General features: G+C 54.8%; 21 protein-coding genes, 1 tRNA gene and 1 pseudogene. 16 read left to right on the top strand and 7 right to left on the bottom strand.

What is annotated here, in order from left to right; genetic code table 11:
- Nucleotides 1–96 precede the first annotated feature (96 nt).
- Nucleotides 97–780 (top strand): C40 family peptidase, encoded by a 684-nt coding sequence (locus RX972_RS03645; RefSeq protein WP_027901800.1) that lies wholly within the window; start codon nt 97–99, stop codon nt 778–780.
- Between the two features lie 132 nt (nt 781–912).
- On the opposite strand, the gene RX972_RS03640 is transcribed toward RX972_RS03645, so the two are convergent.
- Nucleotides 913–1947 carry a type IV pilus twitching motility protein PilT gene (locus RX972_RS03640; protein WP_027901799.1) on the bottom strand — a complete coding sequence of 345 codons (1035 nt, stop codon included), beginning with the start codon at nt 1945–1947 and terminating at the stop codon, nt 913–915.
- Between the two features lie 55 nt (nt 1948–2002).
- Here RX972_RS03640 and RX972_RS03635 point away from each other — a divergent pair, with 55 nt between their 5' ends.
- Genes RX972_RS03635 through RX972_RS03625 form a run of 3 tightly spaced genes read left to right on the top strand, consistent with a single transcriptional unit; the run spans nt 2003 to nt 4149 of the window.
- Nucleotides 2003–2689, top strand: a complete 687-nt coding sequence (locus RX972_RS03635; protein WP_099268519.1) for a YggS family pyridoxal phosphate-dependent enzyme — start codon at nt 2003–2005, stop codon at nt 2687–2689.
- 22 nt (nt 2690–2711) lie between these two features.
- Entirely contained in the window at nt 2712–3530 is an 819-nt protein-coding gene (proC, locus tag RX972_RS03630) for a pyrroline-5-carboxylate reductase (protein WP_316872585.1), read from the top strand.
- Nucleotides 3531–3558: 28 nt separating this feature from the next.
- Nucleotides 3559–4149, top strand: coding sequence for a YggT family protein (locus RX972_RS03625; RefSeq protein ID WP_027901796.1), 591 nt, complete (start codon nt 3559–3561; stop codon nt 4147–4149).
- 276 nt (nt 4150–4425) lie between these two features.
- Here the strand turns inward: RX972_RS03625 and RX972_RS03620 are convergent, their stop codons facing one another.
- The gene (locus RX972_RS03620) at nt 4426–5430 is read right to left on the bottom strand and encodes a J domain-containing protein (RefSeq protein WP_316872584.1); all 1005 of its coding nucleotides are present in this window, start codon (nt 5428–5430) and stop codon (nt 4426–4428) included.
- A gap of 281 nt (nt 5431–5711) precedes the next feature.
- Here RX972_RS03620 and RX972_RS03615 point away from each other — a divergent pair.
- The 8 genes from RX972_RS03615 to RX972_RS03580 all read left to right on the top strand — a co-directional run bounded on the left by RX972_RS03615 (nt 5712) and on the right by RX972_RS03580 (nt 15032).
- Nucleotides 5712–5787, top strand: a tRNA-Thr gene (locus RX972_RS03615).
- Between the two features lie 182 nt (nt 5788–5969).
- Nucleotides 5970–7424 carry an ATP-binding protein gene (locus RX972_RS03610; protein WP_316872583.1) on the top strand — a complete coding sequence of 485 codons (1455 nt, stop codon included), beginning with the start codon at nt 5970–5972 and terminating at the stop codon, nt 7422–7424.
- Nucleotides 7425–8140: 716 nt separating this feature from the next.
- Nucleotides 8141–10513 carry a TOTE conflict system archaeo-eukaryotic primase domain-containing protein gene (locus tag RX972_RS03605; RefSeq protein WP_316872582.1) on the top strand — a complete coding sequence of 791 codons (2373 nt, stop codon included), beginning with the start codon at nt 8141–8143 and terminating at the stop codon, nt 10511–10513.
- Nucleotides 10514–11139: 626 nt separating this feature from the next.
- Nucleotides 11140–11571, top strand: a complete 432-nt coding sequence (locus tag RX972_RS03600; protein WP_316872581.1) for a DUF2628 domain-containing protein — start codon at nt 11140–11142, stop codon at nt 11569–11571.
- A gap of 182 nt (nt 11572–11753) precedes the next feature.
- Entirely contained in the window at nt 11754–12176 is a 423-nt protein-coding gene (locus RX972_RS03595) for a DUF1493 family protein (protein ID WP_027901790.1), read from the top strand.
- A gap of 156 nt (nt 12177–12332) precedes the next feature.
- Nucleotides 12333–12620 carry a YceK/YidQ family lipoprotein gene (locus tag RX972_RS03590; protein ID WP_027901789.1) on the top strand — a complete coding sequence of 96 codons (288 nt, stop codon included), beginning with the start codon at nt 12333–12335 and terminating at the stop codon, nt 12618–12620.
- 839 nt (nt 12621–13459) lie between these two features.
- The gene (locus tag RX972_RS03585; RefSeq protein WP_316872580.1) at nt 13460–13789 is read left to right on the top strand and encodes a hypothetical protein; all 330 of its coding nucleotides are present in this window, start codon (nt 13460–13462) and stop codon (nt 13787–13789) included.
- 331 nt (nt 13790–14120) lie between these two features.
- Nucleotides 14121–15032, top strand: coding sequence for an Abi family protein (locus RX972_RS03580; RefSeq protein ID WP_316872579.1), 912 nt, complete (start codon nt 14121–14123; stop codon nt 15030–15032).
- Between the two features lie 162 nt (nt 15033–15194).
- On the opposite strand, the pseudogene RX972_RS03575 reads toward RX972_RS03580, so the two are convergent.
- Both RX972_RS03575 and RX972_RS03570 read right to left on the bottom strand, forming a co-directional pair.
- Nucleotides 15195–15485 (bottom strand): annotated as a pseudogene (locus tag RX972_RS03575) (type II toxin-antitoxin system RelE family toxin).
- The gene (locus tag RX972_RS03570) at nt 15475–15714 is read right to left on the bottom strand and encodes a type II toxin-antitoxin system RelB/DinJ family antitoxin (protein WP_316872578.1); all 240 of its coding nucleotides are present in this window, start codon (nt 15712–15714) and stop codon (nt 15475–15477) included. Before RX972_RS03570 ends, RX972_RS03575 begins: the two are co-directional and overlap by 11 nt.
- Nucleotides 15715–16139: 425 nt before the next feature.
- Between RX972_RS03570 and RX972_RS03565 the strand changes: the two genes are divergently transcribed.
- Nucleotides 16140–16436, top strand: coding sequence for a DUF6124 family protein (locus RX972_RS03565; RefSeq protein ID WP_316872577.1), 297 nt, complete (start codon nt 16140–16142; stop codon nt 16434–16436).
- A gap of 98 nt (nt 16437–16534) precedes the next feature.
- Here the strand turns inward: RX972_RS03565 and RX972_RS03560 are convergent, their stop codons facing one another.
- The 3 genes from RX972_RS03560 to RX972_RS03550 form a co-directional block, all read right to left on the bottom strand.
- The gene (locus RX972_RS03560; RefSeq protein WP_255886008.1) at nt 16535–17629 is read right to left on the bottom strand and encodes a type I restriction endonuclease; all 1095 of its coding nucleotides are present in this window, start codon (nt 17627–17629) and stop codon (nt 16535–16537) included.
- Nucleotides 17630–18254: 625 nt separating this feature from the next.
- Nucleotides 18255–18992, bottom strand: a complete 738-nt coding sequence (locus RX972_RS03555; protein WP_316872576.1) for an MBL fold metallo-hydrolase — start codon at nt 18990–18992, stop codon at nt 18255–18257.
- Complete coding sequence (locus RX972_RS03550) at nt 18989–20488, bottom strand: purine-cytosine permease family protein (RefSeq protein ID WP_316872575.1); 1500 nt, start codon at nt 20486–20488, stop codon at nt 18989–18991. Before RX972_RS03550 ends, RX972_RS03555 begins: the two co-directional genes overlap by 4 nt.
- On the opposite strand from RX972_RS03550, the gene RX972_RS03545 reads away from it, so the two are divergent.
- From RX972_RS03545 to RX972_RS03535, 3 genes are all read left to right on the top strand, one after another.
- The gene (locus RX972_RS03545) at nt 20487–20837 is read left to right on the top strand and encodes a hypothetical protein (RefSeq protein WP_316872574.1); all 351 of its coding nucleotides are present in this window, start codon (nt 20487–20489) and stop codon (nt 20835–20837) included. The two genes, RX972_RS03550 and RX972_RS03545, sit on opposite strands and share 2 nt — an antisense overlap.
- A gap of 72 nt (nt 20838–20909) precedes the next feature.
- Nucleotides 20910–22244, top strand: a complete 1335-nt coding sequence (locus tag RX972_RS03540) for a CHASE2 domain-containing protein (RefSeq protein WP_316872573.1) — start codon at nt 20910–20912, stop codon at nt 22242–22244.
- 35 nt (nt 22245–22279) lie between these two features.
- Nucleotides 22280–22648 carry a hypothetical protein gene (locus tag RX972_RS03535; RefSeq protein WP_316872572.1) on the top strand — a complete coding sequence of 123 codons (369 nt, stop codon included), beginning with the start codon at nt 22280–22282 and terminating at the stop codon, nt 22646–22648.
- Nucleotides 22649–22657: the final 9 nt, after the last annotated feature.

Below are 22657 nucleotides of genomic sequence, written 5' to 3'. Positions count from 1 at the left end.
TGAAACGATCGTTCCGTAATCGTTCTGTCATGAGGGGTCTGAAAGTCGCAAAAAGCTGTTATAAAGTTGCGCGCTAACCCACAAGAGCCCTGCCGAATGCGTCCTTTTTTCAAGTCATGGCTAACCATCTGCCTACTTATGCCACTGGCCGCCCACGCCACCAATCGTGAGCAACAACTACCCGCGAGCTTCACCGGCTACACCGCGAAAACTCATTCTTCGTCAGCCGTCGCGGGCAATCAAACCACCGAGCCTGCGCCTGTCATCTCTCCACGTGGCCACAGCTCCCGGACTACCATTTACCGTAGCCCGAGCAAGAACTCCAAAGCCGTCGCCAACGTACAAACGTTGTCGGGGCCGAACACCAAACAGAGCAATGCGGTCGTGAGCCGTGCTTTGCAAGCGGTCGGTACTCCTTATCGTTGGGGCGGCAACACCCCAGGTAAAGGCCTAGACTGCAGTGGTTTGGTGAAATATGCATTCAACGACGTGGCTGAAGTCGATCTACCCCGCACGTCCAACGCCATGGCTGAAGGCCACGGAGTAAAGGTTGATCGCAAGGATTTGAAGCCCGGCGACTTGCTGTTCTTCAACATCAAAAGCCGCAAGGTCAACCATGTTGCGATTTACCTGGGCAACGACCGCTTCGTCCACGCCCCACGGCGCGGCAAGAAAGTCAGCGTCGATACCTTGAAGAAGCCGTACTGGAACAGCCATTACATGGTTGCCAAGCGCGTGCTGCCGAAGCAGAGCGCTCCGTTGCGGGTTGTTCAGCGGTAAGGACTCCGGATCCTGTGGGAGCGAATTTATTCGCGAAGGCGTCAGATCAGCCAACATCTCTGTTGCCTGACACACCGCTTTCGCGAATGAGTTCGCTCCCACAGGGGTAAGCCCCCAAAGACATGGCGCTGCTCAGAAATTATCCGGCACCTTGGCCTTTTCCTTCGCCGCATCGCGGGTGATGAGCCCCTTCGCGACAAGGTCCTTGAGGCACATGTCCAGCGTCTGCATGCCCAGCGAACCACCGGTCTGAATGGCTGAATACATCTGCGCAACCTTGTCTTCACGGATCAGGTTACGAATCGCAGGTGTGCCCATCATGATTTCGTGAGCGGCCACTCGACCGCCCCCGACCTTCTTCAACAGCGCCTGAGACACCACCGCGTGCAGCGATTCGGACAGCATCGAGCGGATCATGGATTTTTCCTGAGCCGGGAACACATCGACAATCCGGTCAATAGTCTTGGCCGCTGACGTGGTGTGCAGCGTGCCGAACACCAGGTGACCGGTTTCCGCAGCGGTCAGCGCCAGGCGGATGGTTTCCAGGTCACGCATTTCCCCGACCAGAATCACATCCGGGTCTTCCCGCAGCGCCGAACGCAGGGCCTCGGAAAAGCCTAGCGTGTCGCGGTGCACTTCACGCTGGTTGACCAGACACTTCTTGGACTCGTGAACGAATTCAATCGGGTCTTCGATGGTCAGGATATGGTGATGGCGATTGACGTTCAGGTAATCGATCATCGCCGCCAGCGTCGTGGACTTGCCCGAACCAGTCGGCCCGGTGATCAGCACCAGCCCGCGAGACACGTCGGTAATCTTGCGAAACACTTCTCCCATGCCCAGCTCTTCGAGGGTCAGGATCTTCGCTGGAATCGTCCGGAATACCGCACCCGCGCCACGGTTCTGGTTGAACACGTTGACCCGGAAGCGCGCCACGCCCGGCACCTCGAAAGAAAAATCCGTCTCCAGATACTCTTCAAAATCCTGACGCTGCTTGTCGTTCATGATGTCGTAGATCAGCGCCTGCACGTCCCTGGCATCCAGTGCTGGCAGGTTGATACGGCGCACATCACCGTCCACACGAATCATCGGCGGCAGGCCAGCCGAGAGGTGCAAGTCCGATGCGCCTTGCTTGGCACTGAAAGCCAGCAGCTCGGTAATATCCATACAGCTCCTCAATCACATAGAATGCCGCAGACTTTAGCCCTGCTGGCGCAAATCAATGTCCATGATAGCAGCGAACATTTCAACGCTCCGCGAGCGAATTAGCGCCGCCGCACAAGCCGCGCAGCGTGACCCGGCGTCCATCGGCCTGCTCGCAGTGAGTAAAACCAAACCGGCCGAGGCCCTGCGCGAAGCGTACGCGGCAGGTTTGCGGGACTTTGGCGAAAACTATTTGCAGGAAGCGCTGAGCAAACAGCTCGAATTGGCCGACCTGCCCTTGTGCTGGCACTTCATCGGCCCCATTCAATCGAACAAGACTCGCGCTATCGCCGAGAACTTCGCTTGGGTACATTCGGTGGATCGCCTGAAAATCGCACAACGCCTGTCCGAGCAACGTCCTGAAGACCTGCCGCCGCTGAACATCTGCATTCAGGTCAACGTCAGCGGCGAAGCCAGCAAGTCCGGCTGCACACCCGCCGACCTTCCAGCGCTGGCTGAAGCGATCAGTGCCTTGCCTCGCTTGAAACTGCGTGGCTTGATGGCCATCCCGGAACCCACCGACGACATCGCTGAGCAAAACGCCGCATTTGCAGCCGTCAGCACACTGCAGGCGCAATTGAACCTGCCGCTGGACACCCTTTCCATGGGCATGAGCCACGACCTGGAGGCCGCCATCGCACAAGGCGCCACCTGGGTGCGGATTGGTACTGCCCTTTTTGGCGCCCGTGACTACGGCCAGCCATGACCTCTGACTCAAGGAATCCGACATGAGCAAGACACGCATCGCCTTTATCGGCGCTGGTAACATGGCCGCCAGCCTGGTCGGAGGGCTGCGCGCCCAAGGCGTAGAAGCTGACTCGATCCGCGCCAGCGATCCCGGTGCTGAAACACGCGGCAAGATCGCCGCCGAGCACGGCATCACTGTATTCGCCGACAACGCCGAAGCCGCAGAAGGCGCAGACGTGGTATTGATCGCCGTCAAACCGCAAGCCATGAAAGCCGTTTGCGAAGCCTTGCGCCCAAGCCTGAAGCCCAACCAACTGATCGTATCCATCGCCGCCGGTATCACCTGCGCCAGCATGCAAAACTGGCTGGGCGAGCACCCCATCGTGCGCTGCATGCCCAACACTCCGGCGCTGCTGCGTCAGGGCGTCAGCGGCCTGTACGCCACCGAGCAAGTCAACGACGCACAACGTGCCCAGGCCGAGCAATTGCTGTCGGCTGTCGGCATCGCGCTGTGGCTGGAAGAAGAAAAACAACTGGACGCCGTGACCGCCGTTTCCGGCAGCGGCCCGGCGTATTTCTTCCTGTTGATCGAAGCCATGACCGCAGCAGGCGTGAAACTCGGCCTGCCACAGGACGTGGCCGCGCAACTGACGATGCAAACCGCGCTGGGCGCCGCGCTGATGGCGACTGGCAGCGATGTAGATGCTGCCGAGCTGCGCCGCCGCGTGACCTCGCCATCGGGCACTACGGAAGCCGCAATCAAATCATTCCAGGCCGGAGGCTTCGAAGCGTTGGTAGACACCGCGCTGACCGCCGCCGCACATCGTTCGGCAGAAATGGCCGAACAGCTGGGCAAGTAATCTTTTTAGGCCATTGAGGAGCAGACCGATGATCGGACTGAACACCGCTGCAATCTACGTGCTGCAAACCATCGGCAGTATGTATCTGTTGATCATCCTGTTGCGCTTCGTGCTGCAACTGGTACGCGCTGACTTCTACAACCCGCTGAGCCAGTTCGCGGTCAAAGCCACCCAGCCACTGCTCAAGCCGCTGCGCCGGATCATTCCGAGCCTGTTCGGCCTGGACATGTCTTCGCTGATTCTGGCGATCATTGTGCAAATGATCCTGATGGCACTGACATTGCTCTTGGCCTACGGCACGACGGGCGATCCGCTGCACCTGCTGCTCTGGGCAATCATCGGCGTGACCGGTCTGTTCCTGAACATCTTCTTCTACGCACTGATCATCAGCGTGATCCTGTCGTGGGTCGCCCCTGCCAGCCACAACCCTGGCGCGCAACTGGTCAACCAGATCACCGAACCACTGCTGGCCCCGCTGCGCCGGATCCTGCCAAACCTCGGCGGCCTGGATATCTCGCCGATCCTGGCGTTCATGATCCTCAAGCTGCTGGACATGCTGGTCATCAACAACCTCGCCGCCATGACCCAAATGCCGAGCGTACTGCGCTTGCTGATGTAATCAACTGGCCCTATGTGGGAGCCGGGCTTGCCCGCGATAAGATCAACTCGGTGTCTGAGACCTGATTGACTTCATCGCGGACAAGCAATGATCACAGGTTGATTGTGGCCTCAAGCTGACGACGTACTGGTGGGACCGAATTTATTCGGGAATCGGTATTTCATGCGATACATAGGCTGCGAATGTAACGGCCCCTTCGCGAATGAATTCGCTCCCACAGGATTTCCACTTACAGGCCAATAGAGAAAATAACAAAGGCCCAGCACTAGCTCTTCGTCAAAACTCCTCACTCCTGACATTCGAAAACTGCGAATTCCGATTCTGCAGCTTGCGCAACGTCAGCTTGTAAACACTCGACTTGATCCGATCCCCCACCAGCGTCTCCTCCAACCGAATCCGGCTAGACGCATAAGCACACCCGGTATCGAGCATCTTGTACTTGAGCTGGTAGTACCCCACGTCCATGCGCCCAAACGTGAAGCGACTGCGCGCCGGAATATAAGCGTGCCGAAAATCCCGCTTGCCCGTCGCATCGGTAATCTTCGCGTACACCGCCTGCTCGCCCGCAGTGTTATCCACCGTGATCTCCGACCAGCCACCGTCGCGCGTCATCGGCATCCCCGCGATGTAACCTGCCGCAGATGGCCAAGGCGCGCCCATAGGATCAACCAGCGGCGGCACACAGTCCGGCTGTCCCGGCTCGACAATCTTCACCGGTGCGCTAACAGGCACCGCTGCCGCAACCCTGGCCGCTTCAGCAACCGCCTCAGCCTTGGCCTGCGCCTCAGCCAGAATCGCCATATCGTCCACCACAGGCGGTGACGGCGGGATAAACGCTTTGCCTGCATCCGGGTCATACCCCATCCAGGCACCCGCACTGCAAGCAACCACGAACACCGCCACCCAACGCCAACGACTGCCGCGCCGGGTTGGTTTTGCTGGTTTGGCTGATTTGCCTTGAGATTTTACTGAGGGACGAGCCTGAGCTCTTGCAGCGTTTTGCGGCGCAGCTTGCGGCCCGGCCTGACGACGCTGAGTGGCCGCCTGACGGGCCACCTGCGCATCACGAACCAGACTGGCGTCATACGCAGCACGCTTCTCGGGATCTGCCAACACATCATGAGCAGCGTTGACCACCGCCATCAAACCAGACGCATTGGCTGCATGATTACGATCAGGATGCAGCTGCTGCGCCAGCTTGCGGAAGGCGTGCTTGATATCCTCTTGCGAGGCATCCCGAGCGACATTGAGCTCGTCGTAATACGTACGTGTTTTAGGCATTGAGCTTGCTATCCATTGCGACGCGACATATTAGCAATCTTTACATCCCTGCAACCGCCTCACCGCCCAAGCTGAAGCCCAGCGCACAAACCAAAACAAAACCCCGCCCCACCTGACGAACCGCCTCCAGCTTCACGCCAGAACGCCGATAAAGGCTGACGACTCCCTCAACGCTGACGCGCCATGGCAGCGTAGAGCCAACCGCTCAAGAAATTTTTAAACGAAATCAGTGAGCTAAGGTTTACAGCCAAAAAAAACTCTATATACTCAGCGCCCATCACGCCGGTATAGCTCAGTTGGTAGAGCAACTGACTTGTAATCAGTAGGTCCCGGGTTCGACTCCTGGTGCCGGCACCATACGCTACATCGAAAGAGGCTCACCGAAAGGTGGGCCTTTTTTGTGCGCGTGTGGTTGGGGGCCACATTCTGAGTCCATGTCGGTATCAATGCGAGATTGACTAGAAGAATCCAGCTAGCATGATGCGGATGACGCATAATCTGCTCAGAACGCTCATGCCATGAGTACCGGACACCTAAATATGAATGCTGTTCAACTAGAGCGCCTGCTTCATGGACTTCGCCAATTGGATGGTGAAAAAGAGTGGGTAGAATTCAAAGAGAACAACGAATCTCCAGATATGATCGGCGAAACGATCTCCGCTCTCTCCAACAGCGCCCGCCTTCGCAGGGAACCTTATGCCTATATGGTGTGGGGAATTGAGGATGGATCGCATCAGATAGTTGGAACCTCGTTTAGACCCTCAGTGGCAAAGAAGGGAAATGAGGAGTTGGAGCACTGGCTGGTACGCATGCTCACCCCAAGCCTTGATTTACAATTCTACGAAGTTGACGAATCTGGGTCGCACGTAGTCATACTGGAAATCCCAGCAGCGCTACACACCCCCGTACAATTCGCAGGTGCCGAATACATTCGAGTGGGCAGTCTCAAAAAGCCGCTGAAGTCCTACCCAGAGAAAGAACGTGAGCTCTGGCAAATCTTAAATGTGAGTCGATTTGAACAGGGTATTGCAACGGCAGGAGTGGACGCAGATGAAGTTCTGCGGCTGCTGGATTACCCAAAGTATTTTGAGCTGATAGACCACCCGCTGCCGTCGAACAAGGATGGGATCCTTTCTCGCTTGCTGTCGGATGGGCTCATCGTAAGCGGACTTCAGGGTTGGTCGGTTACAAACCTTGGAGCGATCCTTTTCGCTAAAAACCTGAATGACTTTGGCTCTCTTAGTCGTAAAGGGTTGCGTGTCATTCAGTATTCAGGCCGCAACCGCATCAGCACCCTACGCGAGGCACCTGGAAATAAAGGTTACGCGGTCGGCTTCGAGGGGGCTATTGGCTACATCAACGCCCTACTTCCTGAAAGCGAGCAAATTGGACAGGCACTGCGCCGTGGTGTCCGCACATATCCAGAGCTGGCCATACGCGAACTCGTTGCGAATGCGCTTATTCATCAGGACTTCACGCTGACCGGAACAGGCCCAATGGTTGAAGTATTTGATGACCGTATCGAGATCACTAACCCTGGACGACCACTGGTCGACACTCTTCGCATGATGGATGAGCCACCACGTTCAAGGAACGAGTCACTGGCCGCGCTGATGAGACGTATGAATATATGCGAGGAACGTGGTAGCGGGATTGATAAGGTGGTTTCTGAAGTAGAGGCCTATCAACTACCGGCTCCAAGCTTCAACCTCAAAGAGCAAGCCATGGTAGTAGTCCTTTATGCGCACCGCGCGCTTAAGGATATGAGCAAAGATGACAGAACACGCGCTTGCTACCAACACGCGTGCCTCAGGTACGTGTCCAACGATGTCCTGACAAATCCGAGCCTTCGCACCCGCTTTGAAATTTCAGAAGGTAACTCAGCCCAAGCGTCAAGAATAATCGCAGAAACAGTCGAAGCAGGATTAGTTAAGCCTGCGAACCCTGACAACAAGTCCCGCAAACTGATGCAATACCATCCATTTTGGGCTTAGGCTCTTCTGTTTGACGGCTGTTTGATTGGCTAACGTCTTTCCAGACCAAAAGGGCCTATTGAGGCCCTCTAAAGGCCCATATTTGCTGCCCAGAACGCACTCAGGGTTGTTTGATGGGTGTTTGACTGACAAGCTTTTTGCGCGCCAGACATGCGATGCCTTAGTAGAGAGGCATGCTTCCAAATTAGCTATGAGCTGGGGACATGGCAGGACCGAAAAAGTATCGATGTGCATCGGGTGGTCGGCTATGAATAAACCATTCGATATGGAGACCTTCTTGGCTGGGGCGTTGACTGAGCACATGCCACACGAGAACGTCACATCCACCAGGCCAAGACTAAGCAGGCAGCCATTTTTTTGTACGCTGGAACTGAGGTAATCCATGAATATGGCAAGGATGCATCTCGTTTGGTGTCTGAACCACTACATGAACTCAAACTCGAAATCGACCCGCTACTACCTGCTGAGCACAAGCCTGATCACTCTGCGCCTAGGAAAATCCTTGAAGTTTCAACGCTAGCCGAATGCCAGCAGATGCGCGCGCTGTATCCCTGACTGGCAGATTGAGCCGACCAAGGATTTGATTGGGATTAGGGCGGACCTCTTGAGCCCCAGAAAATAACCTCCGTTGTTTGATAACCTCTACGTTTTCCTGATTGACTGAGGGTTGTAGCTCAAGGCTACAGGCTTCACCTGAGACGTAGAGGCTGAAGGCGGTGATAGACACTAGTCTGGTGGCGAAGCTAAGGGCTGAGAATGCAAGATTGGCTGCCTTGCTGGATGCTCATGGCATCGAATGGCGCCCGCCAGCTGAGCCAGTCAAGATAGCGGTTGTCCAAGCAGAACAATCACAGCGACTCGATACTGATGGAAAGCTTGCCCTATTCCGAAGCTTGTTTCGTGGCAGGACGGACGTTTATCCCATCCGCTGGGAAAGCAAGGCAGGCAAATCAGGATACGCACCCGCTTGCGCAAACGAATGGAAGCTTGGTGTCTGTGAGAGGCCCCGAATTAAATGTGGCGACTGCGGAAACCGCCAACTGCTTCCGCTGACCGATGAGGTGGTCTATCGCCATCTGGCAGGGGAAGTGGTCATTGGTATCTACCCCCTACTTTCTGACGACACTTGTTATTTTTTGGGAGTCGACTTCGATGAGGCCGAATGGCGTGATGATTCCAAAGCGTTTGTACAGTCATGCCATGAGCTGAACGTCCCGGCGGCGCTGGAAATATCGCGCTCAGGCCAAGGGGCTCATTGCTGGATTTTCTTTGAGCGTAATGTTCCTGCCTGCGATGCACGCCGCCTCGGTGCCGCAATAATCAGTCATGCCTGTGAGCGCACCCGCCAGTTGGCGCTCAGCTCCTATGATCGACTGTTTCCAAACCAGGACTATATGCCCAAAGGCGGCTTTGGAAATCTCATCGCGCTCCCTTTACAAAAGCGGGCCAGGGCCCAAAACAATAGCGTTTTTGTAGACGACTCGCTTGAGCCTCATCCTGATCAATGGGCCTTCTTGGCATCAATTCAGCGCATGAGTCCAGAAGATATCCAGCCCGTTATTATCCAGGCGATGGGTAATCGGGACCCTCTAGGGGTCGCCTATGTTGATGACGAAGGTGATGCAGAGCCTTGGAAAAATCGTGAATCGAGATCACGTAAATTGACATACCCGTTGCCTGCTGCGGTCAACATCACGCAGGCTAACTTAATTTACTTTGAAAAGTCGGAATTGCCACAGCCATTGGCAAACCAGCTTGTCCGGCTCGCGGCCTTTCAAAATCCTGAGTTCTACAAAGCTCAGGCCATGCGCATGTCAGTGTGGAATAAGCCAAGAATTATCGGGTGTGCCCAGAACTTCCCCAAACATATTGCGTTACCACGTGGCTGTTTGGATGCTGCTCTGGAGCTTTTAGAGGAAAACGGGGTTACACCTATTCTTAAGGACGAACGCTTCGCGGGCGACCCCATCGACGTGAGCTTTCTCGGAACCCTGCGTTCTGACCAAGAGGCCGCTGTCAGCGCAATGCTAAGTCATGACACCGGGATCCTCTGCGCACCGACTGCTTTCGGTAAAACTGTCAGTGCTGCTGCGTTGATTGCCGCACGTGGCATTAACACGTTGGTGCTTGTGCATCGGACGGAGCTGTTAAGGCAGTGGCAAGAACGCTTGCAGGCGTTCCTGGAAGTCGGGAATGATGTCATTGGCACTCTTGGGGGCGGAAAAGCGAAGCTTACCGGCATCATCGACATCGCCGTCATGCAGTCTTTATCGCGAAAAGGCGAGATCAGCGATAAGGTAAAAAACTACGGCCAGATCATCGTTGATGAATGTCATCACCTATCAGCAGTATCATTCGAGGCGCTACTGAGGAGCGCGCCTGCGCGGTACGTACTGGGACTCACAGCAACCCCAGTGCGCAGAGATGGGCAGCAGCCCATTATTTTCATGCAGTGCGGACCGATCCGACATTCTGCTGCTCGACCAGCGAGTGCGCCCCATGACCTATGTGTCGTGCCTCGATTGATGCCCAAACCAATAGTAGTCCCCGAGGGCTTTGGGATTCAGGACGTTTTTCGGCGTCTAGCCGACGACTCTGAGCGAACAGCCAAAATCGCCTCGGAGATTGAGCTGGCTTACAACGAGGGCCGAAAAATTCTAGTGCTAACGGAGCGGACGGAACATGTGGATGCCCTTGAATTAGAATTGAAGCAGCGCGTGCATAACCTTTTCACGCTCCATGGGCGAGTGCCTAAGAAACAGCGAATTTACCGTATGCATGAGCTTGAGTCCCTTCCCCCTGACGCTCCACGAGTGCTGTTGGCAACAGGAAAACTAGTAGGTGAAGGCTTCGATCATCCCCCGTTGGACACACTAGTGCTGGCAATGCCTATCTCATGGAAGGGAATCCTTCAGCAATATGCGGGGCGGTTGCATAGATCACATGCCGATAAGGCCGACGTGCGAGTGATCGACTTCGTAGACGAGGGTAATGTCGCGCTGATGAGGATGTGGGATAAGCGCCAGGCGGGTTACAAAGCGATGGGCTACCGCATGGCTGATTCCATGGCCACCATGGACCTACTCTAACTCTAACGTGGTTGACAGTTGACACATCAACGGCCCTCTTTCATAGACGAATGATCGGACGTTGCGGGGTCTAATCCACCCCTTCGCGGTTAGTCAAGCAAAATCCTCAGCCGAACGAGAACCTTGAGGTAGAAGCGCACAGGCCTTTAAGTATTAATGAGCTAATTCAATAACTTATGAAAAGTTCTACTCCTGGTGCCGCACCATACGCTACATCGAAAGAGGCTCACCGAAAGGTGGGCCTTTTTTGTGCGCGTATGTTTTCTGTAGGAGCTGCCGAAGGCTGCGAAGGCGTCATCCAATACAACGACAAATGCCCCGCTACCCTCACCCTGTAGGAGCCGAGCTTGCTCGCGATAGCTACCCCAAGTCGCCCGCCCAATCACGTGAGCCCGACGGACGAATTGGCAGCAAAAGTGAGTGCAGGGGTTGTCCTGATAACGGGGGATCTCACTCAACGGGTGAGCCAATTCCTGCCAGGAATTGCAACGATTGGCACACCGATGCGGTTGAGTGGTACGCCACCTGGAAACTCCATACAATCCCCCGTCATCTCTTCAAAGCGCCAGAACCACAGGATTTTCCGGAAGGAATACGTCATTCCACGGAACATAAGGAGTAGCACCTTGAGCACAGCAGATCACCCCCAAAGCACCTCCAAGTACAGCGCCAAGTGGCAGGAACGCTTCAATTTCTTTGAGACATACGGTGCACCGAACGATCCACGGTTCAATGCCGGTCTCAAATCACTTCCTGGCATCAGAAAGAAAATGCGGATCAACATCAATATAATTGCGTGCTTCTTTGGTCCGATTTATTTCTTCGTGCTGGGACTGTGGAAAAAGGGCCTTGCACTCCTTGGAATCATGCTCGCGACCAACGCGTTGACTCTTCTGGTGTGTACGCTTTTGGAAACCGATGTGCCTTATGCGTTCGGGGGAGGTCTGGCCGCGCCCTACGCCCTGATGTATGGCCTGACCGTAAACTACGCGTACTACCTCAAGGAAGTGAAAGGCGAGCAAGGCTGGAACCCATTCAAAGGCATACGTCTCCTCTAACTTTCAGGTGTGCCAGTAACTCTGGCGAGCGTGCAGGCTTGCCGCTCCTCGATCAAAAGGAATAGGGGTCAGACTACATTTTCAATTAAGTACCGAAAACCGTGGTCTGACCCCATTTTTCCGCAAAACAGTTGTGTAACTTATAACTCCATTATGAGCATCGGAGATCAGGTTTCCTAGCCATGAACGAATCCCTCGATTACAAAATAATGGATAGCATTGTCGTCTGCATCCACGATACCGCAGGCTTTGGGAGAAAGGCATTTGAAAGCTTCAGCTTGGCGACCGATGTCGCGAGGGATCTGGGCGTAGATGGCGACGATGCAAGTGATCTGATGGTCGAGTTCTTCGAAAGGTTCTCTATCGACCTTAACAATTACGATCCTTATCGGTACTTTTTGGAAGAAGGCTGCAACTTTTTTTCCTTCCGGCGCGCCAAAGACAGACGCGGAAACATACCGCTGAGAGTGGGGATGTTGTATTTAGCTTTAAAAGCGGGACGCTGGGATGCACAAGCATTTGAACAAGCCAAATTCAGCGATGTTCCACTATATGAGCGTACAGAAGATATTCCGATTGATGGCTATAAGATAAAAAGCCGATAATCCTACCTATGCGATCCACAGGAATAGGGGTCAAGGAATAGGGGTCAGACCCCATTTTTCGTAATGCCCTGCGGGGCCGGCCTGGACGCTGGTTAAACGTTCGCCCCAGCGGGTAGGATGTCAGCATCGCAAACCATACGTGATGGCAAGGACTGCATGATCAAACGATTTCTGCTGTTGGTAGCGACCGTTTCGCTATCTGGTTGCTGGAGCCTGATGTACCACATCGACGGTGAACGTTGCGTTTATGGGGGAACGCGGCAAGGGTGGGCTTGGGGCACGCACTCCGGCCCGTCGACCTGGCCGCTACTGGTCGACGTGCCGTTCTCACTAGTGCTCGACACGGTACTGTTGCCTTATGACCTCACCTCATTCCTGCCCGAAAACCTGGGCGGGGATGACAGCGAATGCCCGATTAGCGAGGGGCTCAACGTGCTGGGTTGAACTTGACCGCTGGCTTCTTCAGGCCGTAGCGTCCTTAGGTTGGGGGTCAATCATTTCGCCTCCCCCTTCTCTGGCCCACGTAATAACAGCCGGAGCCTTTACGCTGGGCAGGGCTTCTACGACGTCGGCACGTAACCAGGATACCTGTGACTCATTGATCTAAAAGTTGAAAGCATCTTCCTTGTAATCAGTAGGTCTCGGGTTCGACTCCTGATGCCAGCACCATACGCTACATCGAAAGAGGCTCACCGGAAGGCAGGCCTTTTGTGCGCTCGTGGTTTTTGTAGGAGCTGCCGAAGGCTGCGAGGGCGTCAGCGCAGACATTGAAATGTTTGCGTCATTGACACTCCGGCCGACTTCAATCGAAAATGCCGACCGAGGACTGCAATTGCGCATCTCTGGGCATGGGCTCCAGTAACGCCCCCCAGAATTTTGGCAGCAGAGATACTGGCACTCTCTGAAGTAGTGACGACAGGCTAGCCCTGCCGGATCCTGAACCCACGGCCAGTGATGGCCCGGAGCTAAAGAATCGCTGCGACTACTCCTCATATATTTTAAAGGCGCTCTCTGGAGCGCCTTTTTTATTGGCTGGTACTCGCACATGGTCCCAGCACCATACTTACACCTACTCGCAAACCAACAGCTCAAGTGACTGCACAAACCGCATCACCACTCTTCGCGGGCAAGCCTCGCTCTAACAAACCCAGCGCGCTCACTACTACGTCACTGGCCTTGCGCTTTTGCGCAGCAAACGTCGATCCTGAGCTATCCCGCAGATTGCGAGCTAACGTCAGCAGTAAATCCATAACCCCGCGACAGCGCTAAGAGACGTATCGACCATGGACACCTCAACTGCCCAAAGCATAAAGCTCGCCATCGTTTCGGCAACCGGACTGTCAAAAGACGCGCTGCACATTTATGTGGGCATGGCTGTCTATCTAACCTTAGCGGCGATAACCCGGCGATTCAGGCCATACATTGGCTGGGCGGCGGTTTTAATCATTGCTTGTGCGGGCGAGTGGGTAGACCGGCGAGACGACATTGCGAGCCTTGGCTACTGGCGCTGGGAGGCAAGCACCCATGACATCCTCAACACATTATTTTGGCCGACGTTATTAACGCTGCTTTGGATTTTTAAGTGCAAGATAAAAACAGATATGCATCCATAAAAGAGCCTTGAATGCGAGCCCCGGTATGATGATCTGTGCAATACGATTGCTCTTCGCTACTGAGCGATCTTACGAAAGGAGGTGATAAATGCGCCTCCTTTCATCGGGCCGTTCTCCGCTATACGTTGACCCTAGGGAAGCTCATTTCCATAGGCATTGGGGACTCAGCCTGGCCCAAAGTGGTGCCCAGAATCCGCCCACGTGATTGACCAGACCGTTAATTACGCTTAACCTGCTCGCAACACACTCGCCACACGTCCTACCCAACGGGTAGGGTCCTGCCTCAAGGCAGGCGTGCAAAAGGCGAGTTTTTTTCGCCTGGAGTTTTACCGTGGCCAAGAAGGCTCTCGTTACAAAGCCCCCTTTCGCAAAAGCCGCATTAACTCCTCAAGCCCTGCTTGCCAAGCTGAAAACGCAGGGGCTCATCGTCGACGATGACAGCATCGCTCTCAAATACATTGCGTACGTTGGCCATTTCCGCCTCAAGGGGTACTGGTACCAACTTCAGGACTCCGCCACCAAGAATTTTCTGCCTAACACCACGTTCGAGCACATCCGCGAGCGCTATGAATGTGATCGAGAAATTCGGGCAATCATCATGGAGTCAGCGGAAAGGCTCGAGGTTGCTGTCCGCTCCGTGATTTGCAACTTGCTAAGCCTCAAGCACTCACCGCACTGGTATCTAAAAATGGAGATCTTTGCCCCAAAAGGACGTGTGGGTATCGGGCAAATGTTGTCGAAAATTGAGGGGGAGGTCGAGCGAGCTTCTTCTCGGCTTTACATAAAGGCCTACTATGACAGCTATGACGACCCTTACCTCCCGCCTAGTTGGGCCATGAGCGAGTGCGTGACACTGGGCACTTGGTCGAAAATATTCGCAATGCTGAGAGATCCAATTGACCGAAAAGTTATCTCGTCCAAGTTCGGCATCACTCAGGTAGAAGTCTTTGAAAGCTGGCTGCATGCCCTCACGGTGCTACGAAACATGGCAGCCCACCATGATCGTTTCATCGATGTAAAAATTGGCGTTTCTCCTACCAACCTGAAGCTCAAAGGCATCAAATTTACGGACAACAAGACGGTCTATGCCTCGTTGACAGTGATTCATGTCCTGCTGAGTACAATTGGATTCAACGGATCCTTCAAAGAAAGGCTCGTCTCAATGGAGCAAAGGTACGGCGCCGCGCATTTTCAGCGTATGGGTTTTCCAGAGCATTGGAAGACTGAAGCTAAAGGATGGTAGTTCGGGATATGTTGTCGTTGTCAGCTCAGCGCACTCATCGAATCGTCGCCCACGGCCTGTGAAATCCCTGAAACTGGCCAACAATCAAAACAACCTTCAGCCCAAATAATCGAGCTCTGTAGGACCCTTCTGAGAGTTCAGGATAGGCTATGTACCTGCGGCTCAACTGCGCAAACGCTCAGCCGCCTTCACATAAACCTGTTGCCACTCACGTTTGTCGACGGCCACGACAAACGCCACAACCTCTTGGTCAATGACCTGATAAACCCAATCGGTAGCCGCTGCTGCGCAGCTTGATCTTGTAGCAGTCAGGTAGGGCATGCAGTCGATTCGCTTCAATGCGCGGGTTGACCAGAATCGTAGCGAGCTTCTTCTTGAGTTGCTCACGTAGATAGCTGCCAATTTGGGCCATTCCTTTAAAGCACATGCATCGAACTTGAAGCTATAGGTCATCCAGCGAAACCTTTACCCGCTGTGGAGCGGCAAGCCGTTTGCGCACCGTCGCGAGCAAGGCTTCATCGCCCTCAGTCATCAGCACCGGTTTGAAGGGAAGTTGACCTCGCTCAGCCAAGCATTGCAGGGCTTGGCGCATCGGCTCAGAAGGAGTGACGCCGAGCTTTTCAAGCTCGCGATAGGCACGCACTTTCAAGTCGTCGTCGACGCAGACATTGATGGACGCCATGGATATGACTCTCGCTGTAGTGACCTGACCATTACATTGAAGCAAAACCTTATTTGAGCAAGCCTGGAAATGATTCAGCATCAACAATCAGAAACAACCTTCAGCCCCAAAACCCGAGCTCTGTAGGACCCTTCTGAAAATTCAGGATATGCTCTGCATCCGCTTGTAGATGCCTGACGTGGCGACTACCTTCCTGCCTGTCGTTGATTTCAACGATTGGGTTTAGTCGCCCGATGAACAAGCGAAGCATCTGTCATAACCCTTGCCGAAGTCCTGGACGACGGCTTGGAGTTTTATGGTGGCTGTGCACGGGGCACCTTCGGGTGCGCCGGTTGCTTGACGTCCCGGTCGACTAACCCGCTGCACAGCTACCACCCTTCGTTTAGTCGCGGATGGTGGTGGTCAACCTACGTCAAGGAGTCACCATGATCAGATCCACGCCACATCCCCCTGCTACGCCCATCAAGCAAAACCTTGTCAGCAATACCAACCTGGGCAACCTCAGCCTGTTCACTGTAAAGCCCGACATCAAAATAGAAGACGCACTGGTTCTCGCATCGGAATACCTGAGCTGCGCCGCCGCTACGGCTTATGAAACGGCAGATAACAGCACGCTGGAATTTCGTCCGTTAGCGAGATCGGTCGTGCATCAGATCGAAGCGGCCAGAGCGCTGGTTGAGGCTTCGGTGGCGGGGTTAGAGAGTTCGAAGAGCAAGAGTTAGAATTAGAACGGGCAGTAACATCACTACCCAGGCTAACTCTAGGCGATATGATGTGACATTGGCCAGGAAGGTACTCTGGCCAATGTCATTATCAGCGGCTAAACGTCAGCGAAGAGTTTTGCCGTCGCGCGCAAGCTCTCAGCATGGAGGAAAATATCATCGATGGATTCAATCGCATGACGAGTTTCCTTCTTATCGCTGTCGAATATTCCTAAATACTTTTGAGCTCGATTGAAGTGTAACCGGGCAATAGGTTTCCTATTGTTATCGTCCAGAAGCACTCCGAAGTAGCTCTGCGTATCTCGAGGCACGATACGTCTGGCTTCCACCTCGGAACGTACGATAGCTTTAATAATATTAAAGCCTTCGATCTCTTCCTGGGTGGTAACGACCTTGTCTTTATCGTCCAGGATTGAATCTGCCTTCCCAGAGGCAGGCGTTTCAACTTTGACTTGGCTAATGATCACAGGCTGGCTAGAGCCGCTTATTGCAGACTTGAGCCTATCGTTAACCTGATCGCTGAGAAACTGTGCTGTAGCCTTACGAGTAAGTACCATAAATTGCTCACGTACTTTCTGGGTTACCGCGCCCTCATAAACTCGACCTGCGAAAAACTTTACAAAATCTTCATCCGGACTCGAGAACTGGTTGGCTAACTCACGCTTGATTTGGCCTACATACTTCAGCTCGCCTGCAGCGCTAATAATGGACTCTACATCAAACGCACTCTTGGTTAGCTTCTGTAACTCAGGTACAGCGTGATCATCGATGTCCAGCAAATCGAATTCAAGAAATGGCTTATCGTCCATCTTATTAGGTGCGTCTAGGTCGGTGAAGAACTTATAGACTTGGCCGTTGGTAAGAATGGAAATACGGGCTGTCGTGACGTGGAAATAACGAAAAAGCTGCCCTGCATGGTTGATATTCAGCGGCTCTCCGATCTTTTTCGCTTCGATCAGGATTTGAATCTGACCATCTTTGAGAATAGCGTAGTCAACCTTCTCACCTTTCTTGGTACCAATGTCAGTAGTAAACTCTGGCACCACTTCGAGCGGGTTGAATACATCGTAACCAAGCACCGACTGAATGAACGGCATGATGAAAGCGTTTTTTGTGGCTTCTTCGGTCTGAATTGCAGACGCCTGTTGCCTTATTTTTGCAGCCAACCCGGCAAGCTTTTCTTCGAACTCCATGTCACTCTCCAAGAGTAAATTCGCAAATACCTTGCTTCCCAAGCATCACTAGCACAACGACATCACCACTAAGTTATAGCTTGCCTATGCTGTTGGCACCAGTAAAAACAGTTTGCGTGTAACTGCCTTCTAAAAAACATATTCCTGCAGCACCTAAGTAACTGTTAATTAAGATAATCCTTTGCGACGGCTATTCGATTCGCTGCAACTGCACCTACAGACCAAAGCGTCAGCAAGGAAGAAACTTCCTCATACCCCATCTTCAGTTCTTGAGCTTGGCGCATTAGCTCTTCCATAACCTCGGGCTCAGGATCAGTGCATAGCGCGGCTTCCCGACAACGCTCGCTGCCCCCACAAAACGCGCCCCTCTCTGGCCCCGTTAGCTCGACTGAATTGTAAGAAGCGTCGAGGACGGCAGAGACTTGCTGACTATTGAAAGGTGAATGATTTGATTTCAATGCTTCGGACTTCACGAGTAGGAAAATGATTGGATCGAAAACTACGGCTCTAGAGGGACATATTCGCGCAACGTCCGCGGAGCAGACGTACGAATTTGACGACGCACGCTGTCAGTTCCATCGCTTCGCGAACAAGTTCGCTCCTACCGGGTGTTCGCCGTTGGGCTTCAGCGTTTGCCTAGCCCATGCCCCACAAACCACTCATCAATCATCCCCCGCAACACCTCCCCTGAAAAACTCGCAAAGTGCCCACCATGCACCGTCCGCACGGGCAGTTCGCGCAACCGCTCCAGGCTAGCCGCGTAGTCACTCAAGTCCGAATGGTAGGCATCTTCGATCAGGGGCCCGTCGTAGATGATGTCGCCGCTGAACAGGGTTTGGGTTTTGGCTTCCCACAGGCTGATGCCGCCGGGCGAGTGGCCGGGGGTGTGGAGGACTTCGAGTACGCGGTCGCCCAGGTCAAGTACGTCGCCTTCGTCGATGAGGCGTGTAGCGGGTGCGGCTTTGACCTGGTATTCGGCGTAGCACAGTGGGCAGTCGGGGTGGGCTTCGAACATGTCGTCGCCGACGTAGGCATCGGCCAGGGTCGATGCTCGCGTGGGGTTGGCGAGGATGTCGGCTTCGGCTGGGTGCACCAGGCGCTCGGCAAATTCGTGGTGCCCGGCGATGTGGTCGAAGTGGGTGTGGCTGGCAACGGCGAGCAGTGGCCGGTCGGTGAGCCAGGGCAGTTGCTCGCGCAGGCTGACCACGCCAGAGCCGGTGTCGACCAGCACATCGCGGTCACGGCCCTGTATATGCCAGAGGTTGCAGCGGTAATACGGTCGCACCCACGGCTCGTGGATCAGGCTGATGCCATCGGCGCGTTGCTGTACTTCAAACCACTGGTCACGAGTGACGATTTTCACGGTTCTACGCTCAGGTTGCCCGGTATTGCGCTCTCGGCGCTTGGCGAAATAGTGCGGTGCGGCCCGTAGACGGCAGCGGGCTCAGGGAACAACTGTAGCAGGCCGAGGTAGAGCACGGCGGCGAGGCCGAGGGTGATGGGCAGGCTGATATCGATACCGCCCGCCAGCTCACCAAAAGTACCAACGAACTGTCCTGGCAGATTAACGAAGGCGAGGCCGATCAGTGCGCTAGGAATCCATGCGCCGAGGCCACGCCAGTTCCAGCCGTGATGAAACCAGTAGCGGCCACCGCTCTCGCCACGGGTGAAGACTTGCAGGTCCGCCGGGTCGTACCAGCCACGGCGCTTTATAAGGCCGATGATCATGATGATGATCCACGGGCTGGTGCACGTGATGATCAGCACGGCGAAGGTGGACATGCTCTGCACCAGGTTGAAGCTGAAGCGGCCAACAAAGATGAAGATGATCGACAGCACACCAATCAGCACAGTGGCTTGTGCGCGGCTGAGCAGGCGTGGTGCGAGGCTCGACATGTCGAGGCCGGTGCCGTACAGCGAAGTACCGCCGGTGGACAGCCCGCCGATGATGGCGATCAGGCAAACCGGCAGGAAGAACCAGCCCGGCGAAATTGCCAGCAGGCCGCCGACGTAGTTGTTCTGGGCGATGTAGTCCGGGGCTTGCACGGCGACGATGGTGGCGGTGACGAGGCCGAAGAAGAACGGAATGAAGGTGGCGATCTGCGCAAACATCACGGCGGCCATGATGCGCAGCTTGGGTGTTTCACGGGGGATGTAGCGCGCCCAGTCGCCGAGGAAGGCACCGAACGACACCGGGTTGCTCATGGCGACCAGCGCTGCGCCAATGAAAGCTGCCCAAAAGCCCGGTTGGCCATGGCTGACGCTACCTGCGTAACTGGAGTCGAACGGTCCGGCGAAAGCGAAGATACCCAGCAGGAACAACAGACTGGAAGCGGTCACTGCGACTTTGTTTACCGCTAACAGTTGGCGAATGCCGTAGATGCAGACGATCAGAACCAGCAACGCGAACAAGCCGTAAGCGATGCCGAGGCTGAGGTTGTTTTCGGGCAGGTCGAACAGGCGCTTGACACCACCGATCAGTGCGTCGCCTGAGCTCCACACTGACAGCGAGAAGAAAGCGATGGCGGTCAGCAAGGAAAGGAATGAGCCGACGATGCGACCGTGTACGCCGAAATGCGCCCCGGAAGAAACAGCGTTGTTGGTGCCATTGAGCGGCCCGAACAAGCCCATGGGCGCAAGGATCATCGCACCCAGCAACACGCCGAGCACGATGGCATAGACACTGGCTTCAAAGGACAAACCAAACAGCACCGGAAAGCTACCCAGTACCGCCGTAGAGAACGTATTGCTGCCGCCGAAGATCATGCGGAAGAGGTCAAAAGGCGTCGCCGTGCGTTCGCTGTCAGGAATCTGTTCGACGCCGAAACTCTCGATCCGGGTTGGGTGGGATTCGCTCATGTTGCCGCCTCTCAATGCCTGTCACGGTTTTTATCGAAACGCCTGCTCGGGCCGCTTCATTTGTTTTTCCTGCCGGGATCGCAGGATGTGTGGGCAGTGCAAAATCTACTGGAACATTGCCAGCCTTCTTATTGGGATACAGGCGTGGCCGTGCTCTGCCCGGACGAACCAAGGGCAGGACGAGCAAAGAGTGTTCAAAGGCGAGGCGGAGTTAAATCGGTGGGTGCAAATATTTAGTTCAGGATTTGCTGAAGTAAATGCAAGACCGGCATGCCGCTCCAACAAGATCAACTATCTGCATGTAATGGGAAGCAGCATCGGCACTTTTTTAATCGCAACGGCGTCATGATGGCACTTAGCCTTGACAGCGACACCCTTACTCCTCTAAAACGCTCCTTTATTTGAAGCTGTCGAGATAGGGATGTCGGCTAATTCTTCGTTGTTTTCAGGCCGACAGTACTTACTCGCGGCTCTTGTTGTACTGATGGCGGTGCTTGATCCGTTCGGATTGTCGAGGTCCAGCGACGACGCTTCAGCGCGTTGGCTCAATCGCGTTTTCGCCAGCAGTTACAGCAGTATCGGGCAACAGCAGATTGCGGTCGTGATCATCGACGATGCTTATTTGCTGCGCAATAACACTTATTGGCCGATGCCTTACAGCGCGCAAAGCAAGCTGTTCAAGCGCTTGCTGAGCTTCGAGCCCAAAGCCGTTTTCGTCGATCTTCTTTATAGCCATGACCATTCCCTGGGCGATCCCGCTCAGGGCAGTCAGTTGCTGACCCGAGTTTTCGAGCGGTATCAGCGCCAGGGGATCGGGCTATCACTGGCCAACACTGGGGAAGTACGTGGCCAGAACGGGCAGACCAACACCCTGACGCCCCTCGCACAGGTCAGCACACCAGCGCTGGTGTCGTGGAACGGGCTGGGCGACAAGTATCCCCTGGCTCTCAAAACCCCGCAGGGCGTCATGGAATCCCCGGCGCTCGCGCTGTACCGCGAATACTGCCAAGGCCGTACTTGTGCCGAATTGCCAGCCGACGCCCAAGCCGCATCACAGGCGCCGCCGATGGCCGTGCAATGGGGCTTCAAGCTCTCGCCCGAGCAGAGCAAAATCGCCGACATCTCAGACTGCGCGACTTCAAGCGGTGTGTTCATCGACGTAGCCAAACAACTGCTGCGGGCGGTTTTCTGGAAGTTGGGCAGTGCGGCTCCCACTTTATGCCCCTATACCCTCACGCTCACGGCCAGCGATCTGGAAGTCACTTCGACTGAAGATCGAGCGTTGATCACTGGGTTACTCAAGGATCGTCTGGTGCTGGTCGGGGCCAATATCACGTCTACCGCCGACCTGGTTCAGTCGCCCGTGCACGGCAAGATTCCCGGCGTTTACGTGCACGCCATGGCGCTGGATAACCTGATAACTCTGGGGATGAATTACGACCGAGACCCCGACAGCTTCCCCAACGTCGACATCAACAAGCTCGACCTGATCGAACTCTTCCTGCTGGGGATGATTGTGTTGCTCAAGGCCTTGCATGAGCGCTGCCGGGAAGCGCAGCGTGGGGTTAACCGCTGGCAGGGTTTTAGAGGCTGGTTTTTCGGTCGGGCATGGCCGTCCTGGCTGTTGGTGTTGCTCGCACTCGGGCTGACCAGTTGGGCGCTGCATCACATGCATATCACGCCGGTAAACGTACTCGCCGTACTGCTGATTTCATTGGCGCTGTTCAGTGAACAGGCCGAGGCCCGCAAGGGCTGATACCTCTTTTATCGCTTTGAGACAAGGAATCAAGGATGACCAGAGTTGCCGCTTTTTTACTGACCGCCCTCTTCAGCCAGTTTGCGCTTTCAGCTGGCAGTAACGTGGAAGGGTTCCTCTCCGATCCGCTAGAGGTGTTTGACGAACAGCGCAATTACCTTCGTGATCTTCCGAAAAAAGACGCTCCCAACAAACCAATCCCGGTTCTGCAATACAACGAGGCGTTGGACTTGGTACAGGTCGAACTGGCAGGGCAGAAGGTCTGGCTGGATAACCAGGACTTGCGCGTGAACCCACCTCTCAACGGGGTCGACCTACCCTGCCAGAAACTGCAGCCGGGCAAGTCGACAGATAGCCAGAACAACTCAACCATGGGCTACGGTGCCGGCTGCAACAAGCCGTAAGGAGAGCAC

This window comes from Pseudomonas syringae group sp. J309-1 (assembly GCF_032582135.1).
Classification (GTDB): domain Bacteria; phylum Pseudomonadota; class Gammaproteobacteria; order Pseudomonadales; family Pseudomonadaceae; genus Aquipseudomonas; species Aquipseudomonas quasicaspiana.
Note: the sequence above shows the minus strand (reverse complement) of the source record. Positions and strands in the feature narration are given on the sequence as shown.